Here is a 17,128-nt window from a genome sequence, read left to right as displayed (position 1 = left end):
AGTTGTCTGCCCCGGCGAGGGTGGCGCACAGCGCTACGGCCAGGATGGCCTGCAGGTCGTGGCGACGCGTGCGGTGGCTTCGGGGGTCGGAGATGCTCTGCAGGTGGTGCAGTAGGTTCATCGGGGCAGCGCTAGGAGGGTTGTTTCAGCGCTTTAGTTTCGCTTGGATTTAGATGCGATTGCCCTGGCCCGGCATGCCGCGCGGGGTTTGTTTTATGGCGAGGATTTGCAACGCCGCAGACCGCCCACGGAAGGAATGCGCGACACGCGAGGGGCCTGTTCAGCGTTGCCTTTTGTGCTCATTTGCCGCCGAAGCCGCGCGCCAGGAACACCGCCGCCAGCGGGATCAGCGCGATCAGGTGCGCCTGCGCCATCACCAGCCGCCGCGTGGCCTTGACCTCGCTCTGGTCGGGCAGGGCGCCGCCGGCCCTCTGCGCCCTGGCCCAGCGGCGGAAGGTGAGCGTGGGCTTGATCGAGATCAGCGCGACCACCACGAACATCCCCACCTTGGCATGCAGCAGCCAGTTGGTGCCGTAGAACACCGGCCCCCGCACCCCCCAGACGATGCGCGCCAGGCCGGTGGCCAGCACCAGCAGCGCCGCGATGCCGTAGATCAAGTGGACCCGGGCCAGGCGCGCCACCACCTTGGCATTGAGCCACTCGGCGCGGCACAGCGCGGCCTCGCTGGCGATGAAGACCACCATCGTGAAGATGGCAAGCAGGTGCAGGTAGGCAAGTACGGATTCGAGGACCATGGTCGGCTTTCGCAGGCTTGCACGCTCGGAACGGCGCGGTTGCGCGCATTGTGCAAGAGCCGCGTCAGCCCGTGGCCTCCCGCAGATGCTCCCGCGTCACCTCGGCCGGCCGCTGCACGCCGAGCAGGGCCATGTTGCGCCGGATTTCCGCCGCCAGGATGCCGATGGCGTGCCGCACGCCGGCCTCGCCCGCGACGGCGCCGGCGTAGTTGAACGGGCGGCCGACGAAGACGAACTTCGCGCCCAGCGCCAGCGCCATCAGCACGTCGCTGCCACGGCGGAAACCACCGTCGATCATGACCGGGTAGTCCGGCCCCAGCGCCGCCACCACGTCCGGCAGCATGCGCAGGGCGGGCGCCGCGCCGTCGAGCTGCCGCCCGCCGTGGTTGGACAGGATGACGCCGTCGGCGCCGTGGTCCCGCGCCTTGCGCGCATCCTCGGGGTGCAGCACGCCCTTGAGCACCAGCGCGCCCTTCCAGCGGCGGCGCATCAACGCCAGGTGCGACCAGTCCAGGTGATCGCGCGCGCCGAAGTCGCGCAGCGCCTGCGACGACAGCATGGGCGCGCCGCGCGTGGCCTGCGAGTTCTCGAAGTGCGGCATGCCGTGGCGCAGCAGCGTGCGCAGCGCCGTACCCCAGAGCCAGCGCGGGTGCGTGATGCCGTCCCAGGCCAGGCGCAGGCTCGGCCGCAGCGGCGAGGAAAAGCCCGCGCGCAGATTGTTCTCGCGGTTGCCCGAGACCGGCAGGTCCACCGTCACCACCAGCGTGCGAAAGCCCGCGCGCGCGACGCGCTCGAGCAGCGCCTCGATGCGCTCGGGCTCGCCCGGCACATAGGCCTGGAACCAGGCGTCGGGGTTGGCCGCAGCCACCTCTTCCATGCGGATCAGCGAGGAGCCGCTCATGAGCATCGGAATGTTGGCGGCGGCCGCCGCGCGCGCCTGCACCAGGTCGCCGCGGTAGGCCGACAGCGCGCTGATGCCCATCGGCGCGATGCCGAACGGCGCCGCGTACTCGCGCCCCAGCAGCGCGGTGGCCAGGCTGCGGCGCGAGGTGTCGGCCAGCACGCGCGGCACCCAGTCGTACTGCGTGAACGCGCTGCGGTTGGCATGCAGCGCGCGGTTGGTCTCGCAGCCGCCCGAGACGTAGGCGAAGACCGAGCGCGGCAGCAATCGGCGCGCGGCGTCCTCGAAGTCGTCGAGCGACAGCATGCCGCGCAGGCGGCGCGGCAGCGGGGCGGCGCCGCGCACCGGGGGCGCGGTGGTGCAGGGCGTGGCAAGGGTGTCGAGGCTGATCGGTGTCTGCATGGTGCGGGCGCTTGGAGAGGCAACGCTGTCGATGCTAGGGCCTGGGCTGCGGCGCATGGGCGATGATTCGTCGTCCCACACACGAGGATTTCTCATGAAACTGCAGTCCCTGGCCACCCTGGCCGCGGTGCTCGAGTACGGCAGCTTCGCCGCCGCGGCCGAGCAGGTGCACATCACGCCGAGCGCGGTCAGCCTGCAGATGAAGCAGCTCGAGGGCTACTTCGGCCGGCCGCTGTTCGACCGCTCGGGCCGGCAGGTGCGGCCCACGGCCTTTGCGCGCGAGCTGTCGCGCACGGTGGGCCGGGCGCTGTCCGAGATCGAGGCGCTGCGCGAGACGAGCGAGCAGGCGCCGGCCGGCACGGTACGCCTGGGCGTGACCGAATCGGCGCTGACCACGCTGCTGCCGCCGGCCTTCGCCGACCTGCAGCAAGGCGCGCCGCAGGTGCAGCTGCAGATCCAGCGCGGCATGACCCCTTCGCTGCTGCACGACGTGCGTGCCGGCCGGCTCGATGCGGCGGTGCTGATCCGCCCGCCCTCGGGCGGCTCCAGCCGCATGCGCTGGACGCCGCTGCTGGACGAGTCGTTCGTGCTGGTGGTACCGGCCGGCCTGCCGGGCCAGCGCGTCGACGCGCTGCTGCGCACGCAGCCCTGGATCCGGCTGGACCGGGCGCTGGTGGCAGGCCGCCTGGCGGCGCGCTATGTGGATGCGCGGGTGCCGCAGCGCGCCGCGCTGGTGGACGTGCCGAGCGTGGATGCCATCGTGGCGATGGTGGCCGCAGGACTGGGCGTCTCGGTGCTGCCGCAACTGCGGCCGGAACTGCTCGCCACCTATGCCGTGCGCGAGATCGGCCTGGGCCGCGATGCACCGGTGCGGCAGATGGTGATGGTGCGGCGTGCCGCCGATGCCGGCAGCCGGCGCATCGATGCGGTGGAGCAGGCGTTGGTGGGCGCGGCCCGGCAGGTGGCCAGGACCATCAAGGCCCCTCCCTTTCAAGGTCTTTCGAGCCAGGAGGCGGTTGCGCAAAACTGAACAAGGCGATGTGCCCCGAAGATTGGGGCAGCAAGGAGACCAGAAATACCGCCATGGCGGCAGACAGCGGGAAGGATCAGGCCGCCGGGCCAGCCGTAATTACCGCCGCGGGCGCGTCGCTGGCCGCGGGGGCCGGCAGCGGCCGGCCGTTCAGGGCCGCATCCAGGCGGCTGCGGTCCAGGGCGTTTTCCCAGCGGGACACCACCACGGTCGCGACGGCATTGCCGATGAAGTTGGTCAGCGAGCGGCATTCGCTCATGAAGCGGTCCACGCCCAGGATCAGGGCCATGCCGGCCACGGGCACCTCGGGCACCACGGCCAGGGTGGCGGCCAGGGTGATGAAGCCGGCACCGGTCACGCCGGCCGCGCCCTTGGAGCTGAGCATCGCCACCAGCAGCAGCGCGATCTGGTGGCCCAGGGTCAGCTCGGTGTTGGTGGCCTGGGCGATGAAGAGGGCCGCCAGCGTCATGTAGATGTTGGTGCCGTCCAGGTTGAACGAGTAGCCCGTGGGCACCACCAGCCCCACCACCGACTTGCTGCAGCCGGCCTTCTCCATCTTTTCCATCAGCGACGGCAGCGCCGATTCGGACGACGACGTGCCCAGCACCAGCAGCAGCTCGGCCTTGAGGTAGCGGCACAGCTTGAGCACGGAGAAGCCGCACAGGCGCGCCACGAGGCCCAGCACCACCACCACGAACAGCAACGAGGTGACGTAGAACGAACCCACCAGCCAGGCCAGGTTCACCAGCGAGCCCAGGCCGAACTTGCCGATGGTGAAGGCGATGGCGCCGAAGGCACCGATGGGAGCGGCCTTCATGACGATATGCACCAGCTTGAACACGGGCGCCGTCAGAGCTTCCAGCAAGTTGAGCACCGGCTTGCCGGCCTTGCCCGCCAGCGCCAGCGAAACGCCGAAGAGCACCGCCACCAGCAGCACCTGCAGGATGTTGTCGCCCACGAAGGGGCTGACCAGCGTCTTGGGAATGATGTCCATGACGAAGCCCGTCAGCGTCATTTCATGGGACTTGGCCACGTAGGACTTCACGGCGGTCTGGTCCAGGTCGGCCGGGTTTATGTTCATGCCGGCGCCCGGCTGAACCACGTTGGCCACCATCAAGCCGACCACCAGGGCCAGCGTGGAGAAGCACAGGAAGTAGGCCATGGCCTTGCCGAAAACCCGGCCGACGCTGCTCAACTGCGTCATGCCGGCGATGCCGGTGACGATGGTCAGGAAGATCACCGGGGCGATGATCATCTTCACGAGCTTGATGAAGCCGTCGCCCAGCGGCTTCAGCGCCTCGCCATAGGCGGGCTCGAAATGGCCCAGCAGGACGCCCAGGATGATGGCGACGACCACCTGGAAGTACAGCTGGCGGTAAAACGGCAGGGGCAGGCGCGCGTGATGGCTGTCTGCCGTTGGAATGGCGTGCATGGGACTGGCTCCGGTATCTGAGGACCACACCACCTGGGTGCATCGAGGGAGCCGGTTGTACCGTCGCAGGCATTGGAAGCCGATAACCCATTGGTATTAGGCTGCCGGCCGTCCCTGAGGGGCGGGAGCACCAACCTAGGGAAAGTACCTAGCCCCGACTTGGGGCAGGCTGGCTTGGAAGTGCCCGTTGCGGCGCTCGGGGACAATCGATGCCGTGCCCCTCTTCACGCCCCGCCACCGCCTTGCCTGGACGCTGCTCGTGCTCCTGGGGGGCATGGCCGGCAGCATGTTCCTGGCCGGCCAGCTGGCCTGGCATCGCTCGCTGAGCGAGGAGAGCGACAACGTGCGGCGCCAGCTGACGCTGTACGGCCAGACCCTGAGACAGCGCATCGACCGCTACCGCACGCTGCCCGAGGTGCTGGCCCTGGACGACCAGTTGCGCGACGCCTTGGGCCACCCCCTGCGGCTCGAGGAAATCGCCCGCCTCAACCGCAAGCTGGAGCAGGCCAACGGGGCGAGCCAGTCCTCCACCCTGACGCTGATCGACCGCCATGGCCAGGCCCTGGCCGCGAGCAACTGGCGCGCCGCCAACAGCAACGTGGGGGTCGACTACAGCTTCCGCCCCTACGTCCAGCAGGCGCTGGCCCATGGCAGCGGCAGCTTCTACGGCATCGGCGTGACCACGGGCGAGCCGGGCTACTTCCTGTCCCAGGCCATCCGCGACGACAGCGGCCGCACGCAGGGCGTGGTGGTCATCAAGATCGCGCTGCAGGAACTCGAGCGCGAATGGCTGCAGACGCCGGACATCGTCCTCACCTCGGACGAGCACGGCGTCGTCTTCCTGGCGAGCCAGGATGCCTGGCGCTACCGGCTGCTGCAGCCGCTGGACGACGAGGAACGCCGGGAGCTGAACGCCACGCGCCAGTACGCCGACCAGCCCTTGCGGCCGCTGGATTTCCGCGTGGAAGACCGCATGGACAACGGCGGCACGCTGGCGCGCATGCAGGCGCCGCCCTTGCCGGGCCGCGTGCTCTGGCATACGCAGCCGCTACCCGGCACCCCGTGGAAGCTGCACCTTGTGCACGAGACTCTCGGCAGCCTCGCCGACAGCCGCTTGGCCGCCGCGGCCGGCGCCGGCGGCTGGCTCGCGCTGGGCCTGCTCGTGCTGTTCGCACGGCAGCGCCAACGCCTGGCGGCGCTGCGCCAGCGCAGCCGCCTGGAACTGGAAAGCGTGCTGCAGCAGCACGCCCAGGAGCTGCGCACCGCGCAGGACGGCATCGTGCAGGCCGCCAAGCAGGCCGACACCGGCCTCTCCCGCAGCCTCGAGCACCTGCCCCAGGGGGTGGTCATCGTCGATGCCGAGCTGAAGCTGGTGGCCTGGAACTCGCGCTATGTGCAGCTGTTCCGCTACCCGGCCTACCTGATGCGCGTGGGCCAACCCATCGAGGCCCTGTTGCGCCACAACGCCCGCCGGGGCCTGCTGGGCCCGCGGCCCGCGGACGAGGCAGTCGGCCGGCGCCTGGAGCATCTGCGCAAGGGCACGCCCCATCTGCACGAGAGCGCCAAGGACGACGGCACGGTGCTGGAGATTCGCGGCAACCCGCTGCCCGATGGCGGCTTCGTCACCAGCTACGCCGACATCACCAGCTACAAGAACACCGCGCGCGAACTGCGCTCGCTCGCTGACGCGCTGGAGCGGCGCGTGGCCGACCGCACGCGCGATCTGGCGCAGGCCAAGCGGGAGGCCGAGCAGGCCAATCGCTATAAAACCCGCTTCATCGCCGCCGCCGTGCACGACCTGCTGCAGCCGCTGAACGCGGCGCGCATGTTCACCTCGCTGCTGCGCAGCCACCTGCGCGCCGATGCCGACCGGCATGCGGTGGACAGCATCGACGGCGCCCTGGCGGCGCAGGACGCCATCCTCAACAGCCTGCTGGACATCGCCCGCATGGAGTCGGGCCAGATGGAAGTGCATATGCGCGCCGTGGCGCTGGGACCCATGCTGCAGGTGCTGCGGCACAACTTCGGCATCCTGGCGGAGAGCCGCGGCCTGCAGCTGTCGTGCGTGGACACGCGCTGCGCGGTGCGCACGGACGAGACCCTGCTGCGGCGCATCCTGCAGAACTTCCTGTCCAACGCCATCCGCTACAGCCACCGGGGACGCATCGTCATCGGCTGCCGGCGTGACGGCGACCACGTGCGCATCGAGGTGCACGACCAGGGCCCGGGCATCCCGCAAGCGCTGCAGCGCGAGATCTTCGAGGAGTTCCGCCGGCTCGACGAAGGGCGCGACGGCGACCGCGGCGCCGGCCTGGGGCTTGCCATCGTCGAGCGCCTGGGCCGGCTGCTGGGCCACGAGATCGGCGTGCGATCCCAACTGGGCCGCGGCAGCGTGTTCTGGGTGCGCGTGCCGCTGGGCGATCCGGCCGCCGTGCCGCAGATCGGCCCGCCGCCCCATGCGAGCGAGCAGGCGGACGACGCGCCGCTGCATGGCGGCAACGCCTGGGTGATCGAGGACGACGGCCAGACCTGCGCCGCCACCCAGGCCCTGCTGCAACGCTGGGGCTGCCAGGTGCCGTTCGCCGGAGGCGCCCCGGAGGCCCTGGCACAGGCGCAGCCCGGGCAGGCGCCCCAGCTCGTGCTGCTGGACGTGCGCCTGGGCAGCCACCACGGCCCCGATGTCTACGCCGAACTGTGCCGGCGCTGGGGCAAGGCCCCGGCGGTGATCCTGGTCACGGCGGAACGCGATGCCACGCTGCGCCGCCATGCGGCGGAACAGGGCTGGGCCTTCCTGGCCAAGCCCGTGCGCCCCCCGGCACTGCGGGCGCTGATGAGCCAGACCCTGCTGCGCCTGCGCGAAAGCGCGCGGCACTGAGCGCCACGAAGGCAGTCAGGGCCCGCTCTCGGGCTCCAGGCTCCTGACCAGGACCGCCGCCTGGGTGCGGCTGTAGCACTCCAGCTTCTTGAGGATGGCCGTGACATGCACCTTGACGGTGTTCTCGGCCAGATTCAGCTCGTGGGCGATCTGCTTGTTCAACAGGCCATCGGCCAGGCACAGCAGCACGCGGAACTGCTGCGGCGTCAGTTGCGCCAGGCGGGCCGCCAGCTCGGCATCGGCTTCGGACCGCTCGGCCGCCATCGGGGGGAACCAGCCGCCGCCGTCCAGCACGGCGGCGATGGCTTCGCCCATGGCCTCGGCCGGCGCCGACTTCGGGATGAAGCCGGCCGCCCCGAACTGCTGGGCGCGGCGGATCACGCGCGGATGGTCATTGGACGAGATCACCACCACCGGCAGCTGCGGGTATTCGCCCCGCACATGCAGCAGGGCGGAAAAGCCCCGCGTGCCCGGCATGCTCAGGTCCAGCAGCACCAGCTCCACCTCGGGGTGCTCCTGCAACGCCGCGCCCAAGGTGGCCGCGCTGGCCGCCTCCAGCGTGCGGAACTGCGGCAGGCGCTCGTGCAGCACGTGCAGCACGGCCGCCCGGAACAGCGGGTGGTCATCGGCAATCAGCAGCGTGGGCACGGACATGGCCCGCAGTCTGCCACGAGGGCCCTGGCGCACTGCGCCATGCGACGGCCCGGGCTATCAGGCAGCGCGGTCCCGGCGCCAGAATTCGGGCTGCGCATAGTGCTGGCGCAGCCAGTCGATCCACAGCCGCACGCGCAGGGGCAGGTGCTTGCGCTGCGGAAACACCACGTAGATGCCGTTGGGCGGTGCGGCGAAATCCTCCAGCACCGCCACCAGGCGGCCCGCGGCAATCTCGGCCTCCACCTCCCAGGTGCTGCGCCAGGCAATGCCACGGCCCCCGAGGCACCAGTCGTGCAGCACCTGCCCGTCCGAGCAGTCGAGCGGGCCGGCGGGCTTGACGTGCACCACCTCGCCCGCGCCGCCTTCGGCCGGCAGGCGGAAGGCCCAGCCGCGCGTCTGCGAGGCGTCGCTCGACAGGATGAGGCAGTCGTGCTGCGCCAGTTCCGACGGGTGGCGCGGCGTGCCACGGCGCGCCAGATAGTCCGGCGTGGCCACGCACAGCCGCCGGTTGTCCGCGATGCGCGCGCTGACCAGCGCCGAGTCGGGCAGGTCGCCAACCCGCACGGCGCAGTCGAAACCCTCGCCCGCCAGGTCCACCACGCGGTCGCTCAGATTCAGGGAGATCGTCACCTCGGGATGGACATCCCGGAAAAGCGGCACCAGCGGCGCTACGTGGCGCCGGCCAAAGCCCGCCGGCGCGGTGATGCGCAGGTGGCCATGCGCCTTGAGGCCGCCGGCGCTGACCGCCGCCTCGGCATTGGCCAGATCGGCCAGCACGCGCTGGGAGTCCTCCAGGAAGGCGCTGCCCTCGTGCGTGAGCGTGATGCGGCGCGTGGTGCGCACCAGCAGTTTGACGCCCAGCTGCGCCTCCAGCGCGTCGATGCGGCGGCCGATGATGGCCGGCGCCACGCCCTCGGCCTGCGCGGCGGCCGTGAGCGTGCCGCGGCTGGCGACCGAGACGAAGGTTTCCAGCGCCTTGAGCTTGTCCATGGACGGCGATTATCGCGTCCCGACGCTCAATTGCAGCCCAAAAAGTCATGAATAAATCCACAGCGGGGCGCTTAATACTGACGGTGAGATGCAATACAGTTGCCACACCCTCCCACATTCATCCGAGACGCCTCACCATGACCGCACGCACCACCGTTCACGGCCTTCAGGTCGCCACCGTCCTCCACCGCTTCATCGAAGAGCAGGTGCTGCCCGGCACCGGCGTGGCCAGCGAGGTCTTCTGGAAGGGCTTCGACGCCATCGTCCATGAGCTGGCGCCGAAGAACGCCGCGCTGCTGGCCGAGCGCGACCGGCTGCAGACCGCGCTGGACGGCTGGCACAAGGCCCACCCGGGCCCCATCCAAGACCTGCCGGCCTACCGCGCCTTCCTGGAGCAGATCGGCTACCTGCAGCCGCAGCCCGCCGGCGTGAAGGCCACCACCACCAATGTCGATGCCGAGCTGGCGCTACAGGCCGGACCGCAGCTGGTGGTGCCGATCCTGAACGCGCGCTACGCCCTCAACGCTGCCAACGCGCGCTGGGGTTCGCTGTACGACGCGCTCTACGGCACGGATGCGATCCCCGAGACCGATGGCGCCGACAAGGGCAAGGGCTACAACCCGGTGCGCGGCGCCAAGGTGATCACCTTCGCGCGCCGGTTCCTGGACGAGGCCGCGCCGCTGGCCGGCGGCTCGCACGCCGATGCCACCGGCTACGCGGTGGAAGGCGGCCAACTGGTGGTCACGCTCAAGAGCGGCAAGACCGGCCTGAAGACGCCGGCGCAGTTCGTCGGCCACCAGGGCGATGCGGCCGCGCCCTCGGCCGTGCTGCTGGTGCACAACGGCCTGCACATCGACATCCGGATCGACCGCGGCACGGCCATCGGCAAGAGCGATGCGGCCGGCGTGTCGGACGTGGTGGTCGAGGCCGCGCTGTCCACCATCCTGGACCTGGAAGACTCGGTGGCCGTGGTCGATGCCGAGGACAAGGTCACCGCCTATTCCAACTGGCTGGGCATCCTGCAGGGCACGCTGACTGAAGAGTTGAGCAAGGGCGGCAAGACCTTCACCCGCCGCCTGAACCCGGACCGGGTCTACACCGGCGCCAACGGCCAGCCGCTGCGCCTGCATGGCCGCTCGCTGATGTTCCTGCGCAATGTCGGCCACCTGATGACCAACCCGGCCATCCTGTGGGACGGCGGCAAGGAGATCCCCGAGGGCATCCTCGACGCCGTGGTCACCACCACCATCGCGCTGCACGACTTGAAGCGCCGCGGCAAGGAAGACATCGTCAACTCGCGCACCGGCAGCGTCTACATCGTCAAGCCCAAGATGCACGGCCCGGCCGAGGTCGCCTTCGCCAGCGAGCTGTTCGGCCGCGTCGAGCAACTGCTGGGCCTGCCCGCCAACACCGTGAAGCTGGGCATCATGGACGAGGAGCGCCGCACCAGCGTCAACCTGCAGGCCTGCATCGCCGAGGCCGCCGCGCGCGTGGCCTTCATCAACACCGGCTTCCTCGACCGCACCGGCGACGAGATGCACAGCGCCATGCAGGGCGGCGCCATGCTGCGCAAGGGCGACATGAAGACCACGCCCTGGATCACCGCCTACGAGAAGAACAACGTGCTGGTGGGCCTGGCCTGCGGCCTGCGCGGCAAGGCGCAGATCGGCAAGGGCATGTGGGCCATGCCCGACCTGATGGCCGACATGCTCAAGGCCAAGATCGCCCATCCCAAGGCCGGCGCCAATACCGCCTGGGTGCCCTCGCCCACCGCCGCCACGCTGCATGCGCTGCACTACCACCAGGTCAACGTGGCCGAGGTGCAGCAGGAACTGGAGAAGATCGACGCCGCCGCCGAGCGCGACGCGCTGCTGGCCGGCCTGCTGCAGGTGCCGATCGCGCCCGCCGTGAACTGGAGCGCCGCCGAGCGCCAGCAGGAACTGGACAACAACGCGCAGGGCATCCTCGGCTACGTGGTGCGCTGGATCGACCAGGGCGTGGGCTGCTCCAAGGTGCCCGACATCCACAACGTCGGCCTGATGGAAGACCGCGCCACGCTGCGCATCAGCAGCCAGCACATCGCCAACTGGCTGCTGCACGGCGTGGTGACCGAGGCGCAGGTGAAAGAGACCTTCGAACGCATGGCCGCCGTGGTCGACCAGCAGAACGCCGGCGACCCGCTGTACCGCCCCATGGCCGGCCACTTCGACACCTCCGCCGCCTACCGGGCCGCGCTGGACCTGGTGTTCAAGGGCATCGAGCAGCCCAGCGGCTATACCGAGCCGCTGCTGCATGCGTGGCGCTTGAAGGTGAAGGCTGCCACCTGAACAGCCGATTGATGCAGACTCGATCAACTGCTCATGCCCAGCTACCGGGCGCTCTCACAAAAAACGGCGCCATTCAGCGCCGTTTTTCATTGACCAATAATGGAAGGGGATATTCAGCGAATGATGTTCTGAACGCCCTGCGTTGACCAATCAACCGGGGCCGGATGGGTCACCAAACTCAACAAGGTGTAGGAGATTTTTGGCTGCCTGTTGCGTGCCACAACTTCGCGCACCTTCACGTGCACGCGAACGTGTTTGTGATAGGGCTCAACGCCCTCTGCGGCTAATCTATTGAGAGTTTGAGGCGCGATGCTGCCTTGAATAAGCTCTCTGCTCTCGTGCAGCCTCAGCTCAAATTTAGCCGAGTAGTCCGTCCACCCCACAATCTGTCCCTCTAGCTCTTGCGTGCGGTCCGTAATCCGCATGTTTTCCACGCGATGGCGAGCACGCTGAACGGACGCTTGATCCAACTCGAAGTCACGCCCTCCTTCAACGATGCGCATCGTGGCGCCTTCGGTATCAAGTAACTTGAAGAACTCAGTGAGTGCGCCTTTCTGACGCTCATCGATTTCAGCCACAGCGCCATCAAATAGGGCTTCGTCCTGCGCCGCCACACGTGAGATTGTGTCGGCCACTTTGTCCACAATCTCCTTGAGGGTTGTGTCCAACACTTGCGTCTGATCCTGCGGTGCACCCTGCAAAACAAAGCCGAATGAGCCCCGCACTACATCTGTCACCAGCAAATGGGTGGCATCCTTCATAGGCACACGCCCCTTGGATGCCAACGGTCCGACCTCTTCAGCCGCAAACCTCTGGCTCACAATGGTTTGAAACCGCTCAATGGCCTTGCTACCAAAGTCTGCGTGAATACCGAGGGATCCGACGACTGGGCGCCCGCCAAAAAACAATGCAACACCCGCAGGCGCCTGTGCAATCTCACCTGGCATGGCTAATAACTTCGTCTCTAGCTGACGAACCAATTGCGCCATCTGATGCTGCCCGATAGGGTCATCGTCTTGCTGCACGTCGGCCAACATCGCTCGTGCCTGCGCCAAGTTGGCCTGCAAGTACTGCTGCTCAAGTTGTAACAACATCGCGACCTCCTGATTGCGCATTTTCGAGCAACTCTCGTGCCTCGACACCATCACTTTCTAGCGGAATCTGCAACAGCCCTTTCCAGACATGGTCGCCACGTCGATGCGAAAAAAGATTGAAGTAGTACGACGCCCGCTTGACCAAATTTTCCGGCGATTTGTCCAAGGGCACGATGGACGGATCACACCTGAACGTAGCCTTCGCCTGCTCCGGCTGAAACACCTGCGGATGCTCCTTGAGCAGTTGGGTCACCTGCGTGCTGCTCAGCCCAGCAGGGGCATATGAGAACGTCACCACGTCAATGTCATTGGGCGCTCTTTTCTCTGAGACTTCCACATCTTCGACAAAGCTTCCGTCGATCCATTGGAAACCGCGCAAGAACCCGAGCCTTGCAAGTTCGGCGCGGTACTTCAACAACCCGTCCAACAAAGCTCTGCGCCCTTCCAGGTGGCAAAACCGCTCGACAAGCTCACGCATGGAGGTCACAAAGGGTGAGACTTGAGCAGCAACGCTTGGATCACTTCCCAAGAATGGCGGCAGCACATGCGAATGGTTAAACGAAGGAATCATGCACTGGCTTAAAGTTGTAACTTGAACGGTACGAAGCGCAGAAAATTGTGCGATCGTTTCACGCTTTTCGGGTGGCGCCTGCCGCCGCCCCTGAGGCAGGCTAGTGCCACGTGGCACCTACGCCGCGCCGCCGAGGATACTGCACCTGCCTCAGGAAGCCCTCCCCGGCTACCCCAAAAATGGGCATTGATTGAGGACAAGCTCACGGTGCACCGGATGCAGCTTTCCTCTCGGGGTTTCATCCTACAAACCAGGCGCCCGGTGGCTGCGTAACGACAACAGGCAAACAGACGTTCGCCTTTCGTCCCATCCAACCAGGAGCTTTCCATGAAGCAGCTTGTTCTCGCCGCCGGCGTCACCGCCCTTCTCACCGCCTGTGCCGGCGGCATGTCCGGTAGCGGCATGTCCTCGGTCGATGCGCGCTCCAATCCCATGACCACCAACGGCGGCACCGGCGCCATGACGATGAACGGGCCGTCCGTCAACGGGATGGCACCGCCGCCTCCCCCCGTGCCCATGGCCGGCTCGATGCCGATGCAGTCCTCCACGCCCGGCCCGGTCATGGTCGGCGGCGCGCCGATGTATCCCAGCAAGGACATCATCGACAACGCGGTCAACTCCCGGGACCACACCACGCTGGTGGCCGCCGTCAAGGCCGCCGGGCTGGTCGGCACGCTCAAGGGGCCGGGGCCGTTCACGGTGTTCGCGCCGACCAACGATGCGTTCGCGCTGCTGCCCGCCGGCACGGTGGAGACCCTGCTGCAGCCGGCCAACAAGCCCACGCTGGTGAAGGTGCTGACCTACCACGTGGTGCCGGGCCGCGTGGACGCGGCGACGCTCGGGAAGATGATCCGCGCCGGCGGCGGCCGCGCCGTGCTCAACACCGCCAGCGGCGGCACGCTGGTGGCCAGCATGCGCGGCCCGGACGTCATCATCACCGACGCCAAGGGCGGCTGGGCCCGGGTCACCACGGCCGACGTGTTCCAGTCCAACGGCGTGATCCACGTGGTGGACCATGTGCTGCTGCCAGGCTGAGCCCGCGAATCCGCTGTGCCGCATTCCGTGGGTGCTATATATTTAATAGCAAATAACCTAGGTGGAACCTGGGCTACAGCCCTTTTTTTTGAAAAAATGGGCGTGGCGGCTACACTCGCCCCCCATGCCCTGCCCGCCCGACCCGGCCGACGCCCGCCACTGCCCGCTGTGCGGCGCGCCCAGCCTCTGCGCGGCTGAGGTGGCCCGCGCGGCGGGCACGGCGCCCCCGGACTGCTGGTGCTTCCATCTGCCCGCCGTCGACGCGGCGGCGCTGGCGCGCATCCCCGCCGCCGCGCGCGGCCGGGCGTGCCTCTGCGCGCGCTGCGCCGCTGGCGCTTCTATGATCGACGTCCCTCTCAACTCTCCATAGGAAGCACTGCATGCCCACGTACCACATCGAAATGATGGAAGGCCGGACGGTCGAACAGAAGAAGAAGCTGGTGGCCGAAATCACGCGCGTCACGGTCGAAGTCCTGGGCGGCTCGCCCGATTCGGTGGACGTGCTGATCACCGACGTGCCGCGCCACAACTGGGCCACCGGCGGCAAGCTCTGGTCCGAACCGCGCGAATAAGCCGCGCGCCTCCCGCCTCCCATGTCGGCCACTGCCAGCCCGCCGCCGGCCGCTCCCTCGCTGCGCGAGCGCTACGGCGAGCGCTACCGCTGGCTGCTGCTGATGACCTTGATGATCGGCACCATCGCCTCGGTCATGTCCTCGACCATCGTCAACGTCGCCATTCCCGACATGAGCCACCACTTCGCGCTCGGACAGGGGCGTGCGCAGTGGGTGTCCTCGGGCTTCATGGTGGCGATGACCGTCTCCATGCTGGCCACGCCCTGGCTGCTCAACCGCTACGGCTACCGCAAGACCTACGCCGGCGCCATGTGGCTGCTGCTGGCCGGCGGCGTGGTCGGCGGCTTTGCCAGTGCCTACGGGCTGGTGCTCGGCGCGCGCGTGGCCGAAGGCCTGGCCGCCGGCGTGGTGCAGCCGATTCCGGCCATCATCATCCTGCGCGCCTTCGCGCCGCACGAACAAGGCCGCGCCAGCGGCATCTTCGGCATGGGCGTGGTGCTGGCCCCGGCCGTCGGCCCGAGCATCGGCGGCGTGCTGGTGGACTTGTTCGGCTGGCGCTCGATCTTCTTCCTGGTCGTGCCCTTCTGCCTCGTGTCGCTATGGCTGGGCGCCAAGTTCGTGCCCACGACCGCCCCGGGCGGCATCGCGGCGAACCGGCGGGGCGAGGGCATCGACTGGCGCGGCCTCGCGCTGGGCTGCGCCGGCACGCTCTGCCTGCTCAACGGTCTGGTCGCCCTGCGCGGCGACAGCCCCCTGGAGGCGGTCCTGCTGCTGGCCGCCGCGGTGGCGGCGCTGTTCGCGTTCGTCTGGTGGGAGCGTCGCCTGGGCCGGCAGGGCCGGCAGCCGCTGATGAACCTGGCGCTGTTCTCGCACCGCCAGTTCGCCATGGGCAGCATCGTCTCCTTCATCTACGGCACGGCGCTGTTCGGTTCGACCTACCTGCTGCCGGTCTACATGCAACTGGGGCTGCAGCTGTCGCCCTCCTATGTCGGCACCATCCTGATGCCTGCGGGCTTCGTGCTGGCCGTGGCCATCGCCGTGGTCGGCCGGCTGGCCGACCGCCACCCCACCTATATGCTGGTATCGATCGGACTGGCGCTGCTCGCCGCCTCGTTCGCGCTCATGGTGCTGGTGCGCCTGGACAGCGCGATCTGGCTGCTGGTGGCCTTCACGATCCTCGGGCGCATCGGGCTGGGCTTCATCCTGCCGTCGCTCAACCTGGGCTCCCTCCAGCCGCTGGCGCCGGCGCTGCTGCCCCAGGGTGCCAGCGTGATCAACTTCGTACGCATGCTTGGCGGCGCGGCCGGCGTGAGCCTCTGCGGCATCGTGCTCGAATGGCGGCTGGCCGCGCATGGCGACGTGCTCAGCGATCCGGCCACCAGCCCGGCGCGCCTGAGCGCCTTCGGCGAGGCCTTCCTGATGCTGGCGGCCCTGTGCCTGCTGGCCCTGGCTGCCGCATGGCAACTGCGCCGCCAACCAGGCGGGGAGGCCGCGCCGGCGCCACCGCCGCAGAAGGACTGAGCCCATGTGCCAACTGCTGGGCATGAACTGCAACACGCCCACCGACATCACCTTCAGCTTCTCCGGCTTTGCGCAGCGCGGCGGCGGCACCTCCGACCATGCGGACGGCTGGGGCATCGCGTTCTTCGAAGGCCTGGGCCTGCGCCATTTCGTGGACCACCAGCGCGCGGTCGACTCCCCCATCGCCGAGCTGATACGGCGTTACCCGATCAAGAGCCGGCATGTCATCGCCCATATCCGCAAGGCCACGCAGGGCGCCGTCAACCTGGAAAACTGCCACCCGTTCGTGCGCGAACTGTGGGGCCGCTACTGGGTGTTCGCCCACAACGGCGACCTGAAGGATTTCCAGCCCCGGCTGCACGGCGGTTTCCGTCCCGTCGGCTCCACCGACAGCGAGCGCGCCTTTTGCTGGCTCATGCAGGAACTGGCCAAATCGCACGCGGGCGTGCCCAGCATCGACGAACTCACCCGCACACTGCGCGAACTGGTGCCACAGATCGCCGCGCACGGCACCTTCAATTTCCTGTTGTCGAATGGACAGGCGCTGTGGGCGCACGCGTCCACCCACCTGTACTACATCGAGCGCCGCCACCCCTTCACGTCGGCCGAACTCGCGGACGAAGACTTGAGCATCGACTTCGCCGCCCACACCACGCCGCAAGACCGCGTCGCAGTCATCGTGACCGCGCCCCTGACCAGCAACGAGCAATGGCAGCCCTTTGCAGCGCATGAACTCAAAGTGTTCGTCGACGGCGCGGTGCATGAAGTCGGCGCCCTGAGCCTGCCGCCGGGCTGAGCGGAATGCCATATGCCGCGGCAGGCGACGAAGAACCTGTACCGGCAAAAACAAAACCCCCGCTGCTGTGATGCAGAGGGGGTTTTGAGGGCTGTAAGAGCCTGACGATGACCTACTTTCACACGGGAACCCGCACTATCATCGGCGCTGAGTCGTTTCACTGTCCTGTTCGG

General features: G+C 68.2%; 16 protein-coding genes. 8 read left to right on the top strand and 8 right to left on the bottom strand.

The window, feature by feature from the left end:
• From JHD63_RS17490 to JHD63_RS17480, 3 genes are all read right to left on the bottom strand, one after another.
• Positions 1-121, bottom strand: a 121-nt coding sequence (locus tag JHD63_RS17490; RefSeq protein WP_198972080.1) for a transposase family protein, incomplete at its 3' end; no start/stop codon positions are given.
• A 178-nt stretch (positions 122-299) separates the two neighbouring features.
• Positions 300-755, bottom strand: a complete 456-nt coding sequence (locus JHD63_RS17485) for a DUF2214 family protein (protein WP_198972079.1) — start codon at positions 753-755, stop codon at positions 300-302.
• 64 nt (positions 756-819) lie between these two features.
• Positions 820-2,058: an alpha-hydroxy acid oxidase gene (locus tag JHD63_RS17480; RefSeq protein WP_198972078.1), complete on the bottom strand. Its 1,239-nt coding sequence runs from the start codon at positions 2,056-2,058 to the stop codon at positions 820-822.
• Between the two features lie 94 nt (positions 2,059-2,152).
• Between JHD63_RS17480 and JHD63_RS17475 the strand changes: the two genes are divergently transcribed.
• Positions 2,153-3,088: a LysR family transcriptional regulator gene (locus JHD63_RS17475; RefSeq protein ID WP_198972077.1), complete on the top strand. Its 936-nt coding sequence runs from the start codon at positions 2,153-2,155 to the stop codon at positions 3,086-3,088.
• Positions 3,089-3,164: 76 nt separating this feature from the next.
• Here JHD63_RS17475 and JHD63_RS17470 read toward each other — a convergent pair whose 3' ends face one another.
• Complete coding sequence (locus JHD63_RS17470; protein ID WP_198972076.1) at positions 3,165-4,520, bottom strand: dicarboxylate/amino acid:cation symporter; 1,356 nt, start codon at positions 4,518-4,520, stop codon at positions 3,165-3,167.
• Positions 4,521-4,794: 274 nt separating this feature from the next.
• On the opposite strand from JHD63_RS17470, the gene JHD63_RS17465 reads away from it, so the two are divergent.
• Positions 4,795-7,395, top strand: coding sequence for a hybrid sensor histidine kinase/response regulator (locus JHD63_RS17465; protein WP_198972082.1), 2,601 nt, complete (start codon positions 4,795-4,797; stop codon positions 7,393-7,395).
• A 15-nt stretch (positions 7,396-7,410) separates the two neighbouring features.
• Here the strand turns inward: JHD63_RS17465 and JHD63_RS17460 are convergent, their stop codons facing one another.
• Together JHD63_RS17460 and JHD63_RS17455 are read right to left on the bottom strand one after the other, a co-directional pair.
• The gene (locus tag JHD63_RS17460) at positions 7,411-8,049 is read right to left on the bottom strand and encodes a LuxR C-terminal-related transcriptional regulator (RefSeq protein WP_198972075.1); all 639 of its coding nucleotides are present in this window, start codon (positions 8,047-8,049) and stop codon (positions 7,411-7,413) included.
• 57 nt (positions 8,050-8,106) lie between these two features.
• Positions 8,107-9,039: a LysR family transcriptional regulator gene (locus tag JHD63_RS17455; RefSeq protein WP_198972074.1), complete on the bottom strand. Its 933-nt coding sequence runs from the start codon at positions 9,037-9,039 to the stop codon at positions 8,107-8,109.
• Positions 9,040-9,176: 137 nt separating this feature from the next.
• On the opposite strand from JHD63_RS17455, the gene JHD63_RS17450 reads away from it, so the two are divergent.
• The gene (locus JHD63_RS17450; RefSeq protein WP_198972073.1) at positions 9,177-11,366 is read left to right on the top strand and encodes a malate synthase G; all 2,190 of its coding nucleotides are present in this window, start codon (positions 9,177-9,179) and stop codon (positions 11,364-11,366) included.
• A 113-nt stretch (positions 11,367-11,479) separates the two neighbouring features.
• On the opposite strand, the gene JHD63_RS17445 is transcribed toward JHD63_RS17450, so the two are convergent.
• On the bottom strand, positions 11,480-12,460 hold the full coding sequence (locus JHD63_RS17445; RefSeq protein ID WP_198972072.1) for a hypothetical protein: 981 nt from the start codon (positions 12,458-12,460) through the stop codon (positions 11,480-11,482).
• Positions 12,444-13,031, bottom strand: coding sequence for a DUF6932 family protein (locus tag JHD63_RS17440; RefSeq protein WP_198972071.1), 588 nt, complete (start codon positions 13,029-13,031; stop codon positions 12,444-12,446). Before JHD63_RS17440 ends, JHD63_RS17445 begins: the two co-directional genes overlap by 17 nt.
• A gap of 516 nt (positions 13,032-13,547) precedes the next feature.
• On the opposite strand from JHD63_RS17440, the gene JHD63_RS17435 reads away from it, so the two are divergent.
• From JHD63_RS17435 to JHD63_RS17415, 5 genes are all read left to right on the top strand, one after another.
• On the top strand, positions 13,548-14,066 hold the full coding sequence (locus JHD63_RS17435; protein WP_233168334.1) for a fasciclin domain-containing protein: 519 nt from the start codon (positions 13,548-13,550) through the stop codon (positions 14,064-14,066).
• A 124-nt stretch (positions 14,067-14,190) separates the two neighbouring features.
• Complete coding sequence (locus JHD63_RS17430; RefSeq protein ID WP_198972070.1) at positions 14,191-14,436, top strand: cysteine-rich CWC family protein; 246 nt, start codon at positions 14,191-14,193, stop codon at positions 14,434-14,436.
• Positions 14,437-14,446: 10 nt separating this feature from the next.
• A complete protein-coding gene (locus tag JHD63_RS17425; RefSeq protein ID WP_198972069.1) occupies positions 14,447-14,638 on the top strand; it encodes a 4-oxalocrotonate tautomerase in 192 nt (63 codons plus the stop codon).
• A gap of 21 nt (positions 14,639-14,659) precedes the next feature.
• Positions 14,660-16,159 (top strand): MFS transporter, encoded by a 1,500-nt coding sequence (locus JHD63_RS17420; protein WP_198972068.1) that lies wholly within the window; start codon positions 14,660-14,662, stop codon positions 16,157-16,159.
• Between the two features lie 4 nt (positions 16,160-16,163).
• Positions 16,164-16,955 carry a class II glutamine amidotransferase gene (locus JHD63_RS17415; protein WP_198972067.1) on the top strand — a complete coding sequence of 264 codons (792 nt, stop codon included), beginning with the start codon at positions 16,164-16,166 and terminating at the stop codon, positions 16,953-16,955.
• Positions 16,956-17,128: the final 173 nt, after the last annotated feature.

The sequence above is a fragment of the Xylophilus sp. ASV27 genome (assembly GCF_016428875.1).
Lineage (GTDB): Bacteria > Pseudomonadota > Gammaproteobacteria > Burkholderiales > Burkholderiaceae_C > Xylophilus.
Note: the sequence above shows the minus strand (reverse complement) of the source record. Positions and strands in the feature narration are given on the sequence as shown.

Coding starts and splice junctions, on each gene's coding strand:
- JHD63_RS17485 (WP_198972079.1), bottom strand. CDS start 755: ATGGTCCTCGAATCCGTACTTGCCTACCTGCACCTGCTTGCCATCTTC.
- JHD63_RS17480 (WP_198972078.1), bottom strand. CDS start 2,058: ATGCAGACACCGATCAGCCTCGACACCCTTGCCACGCCCTGCACCACC.
- JHD63_RS17475 (WP_198972077.1), top strand. CDS start 2,153: ATGAAACTGCAGTCCCTGGCCACCCTGGCCGCGGTGCTCGAGTACGGC.
- JHD63_RS17470 (WP_198972076.1), bottom strand. CDS start 4,520: ATGCACGCCATTCCAACGGCAGACAGCCATCACGCGCGCCTGCCCCTG.
- JHD63_RS17465 (WP_198972082.1), top strand. CDS start 4,795: ATGGCCGGCAGCATGTTCCTGGCCGGCCAGCTGGCCTGGCATCGCTCG.
- JHD63_RS17460 (WP_198972075.1), bottom strand. CDS start 8,049: ATGTCCGTGCCCACGCTGCTGATTGCCGATGACCACCCGCTGTTCCGG.
- JHD63_RS17455 (WP_198972074.1), bottom strand. CDS start 9,039: ATGGACAAGCTCAAGGCGCTGGAAACCTTCGTCTCGGTCGCCAGCCGC.
- JHD63_RS17450 (WP_198972073.1), top strand. CDS start 9,177: ATGACCGCACGCACCACCGTTCACGGCCTTCAGGTCGCCACCGTCCTC.
- JHD63_RS17445 (WP_198972072.1), bottom strand. CDS start 12,460: ATGTTGTTACAACTTGAGCAGCAGTACTTGCAGGCCAACTTGGCGCAG.
- JHD63_RS17440 (WP_198972071.1), bottom strand. CDS start 13,031: ATGATTCCTTCGTTTAACCATTCGCATGTGCTGCCGCCATTCTTGGGA.
- JHD63_RS17435 (WP_233168334.1), top strand. CDS start 13,548: ATGGCCGGCTCGATGCCGATGCAGTCCTCCACGCCCGGCCCGGTCATG.
- JHD63_RS17430 (WP_198972070.1), top strand. CDS start 14,191: ATGCCCTGCCCGCCCGACCCGGCCGACGCCCGCCACTGCCCGCTGTGC.
- JHD63_RS17425 (WP_198972069.1), top strand. CDS start 14,447: ATGCCCACGTACCACATCGAAATGATGGAAGGCCGGACGGTCGAACAG.
- JHD63_RS17420 (WP_198972068.1), top strand. CDS start 14,660: ATGTCGGCCACTGCCAGCCCGCCGCCGGCCGCTCCCTCGCTGCGCGAG.
- JHD63_RS17415 (WP_198972067.1), top strand. CDS start 16,164: ATGTGCCAACTGCTGGGCATGAACTGCAACACGCCCACCGACATCACC.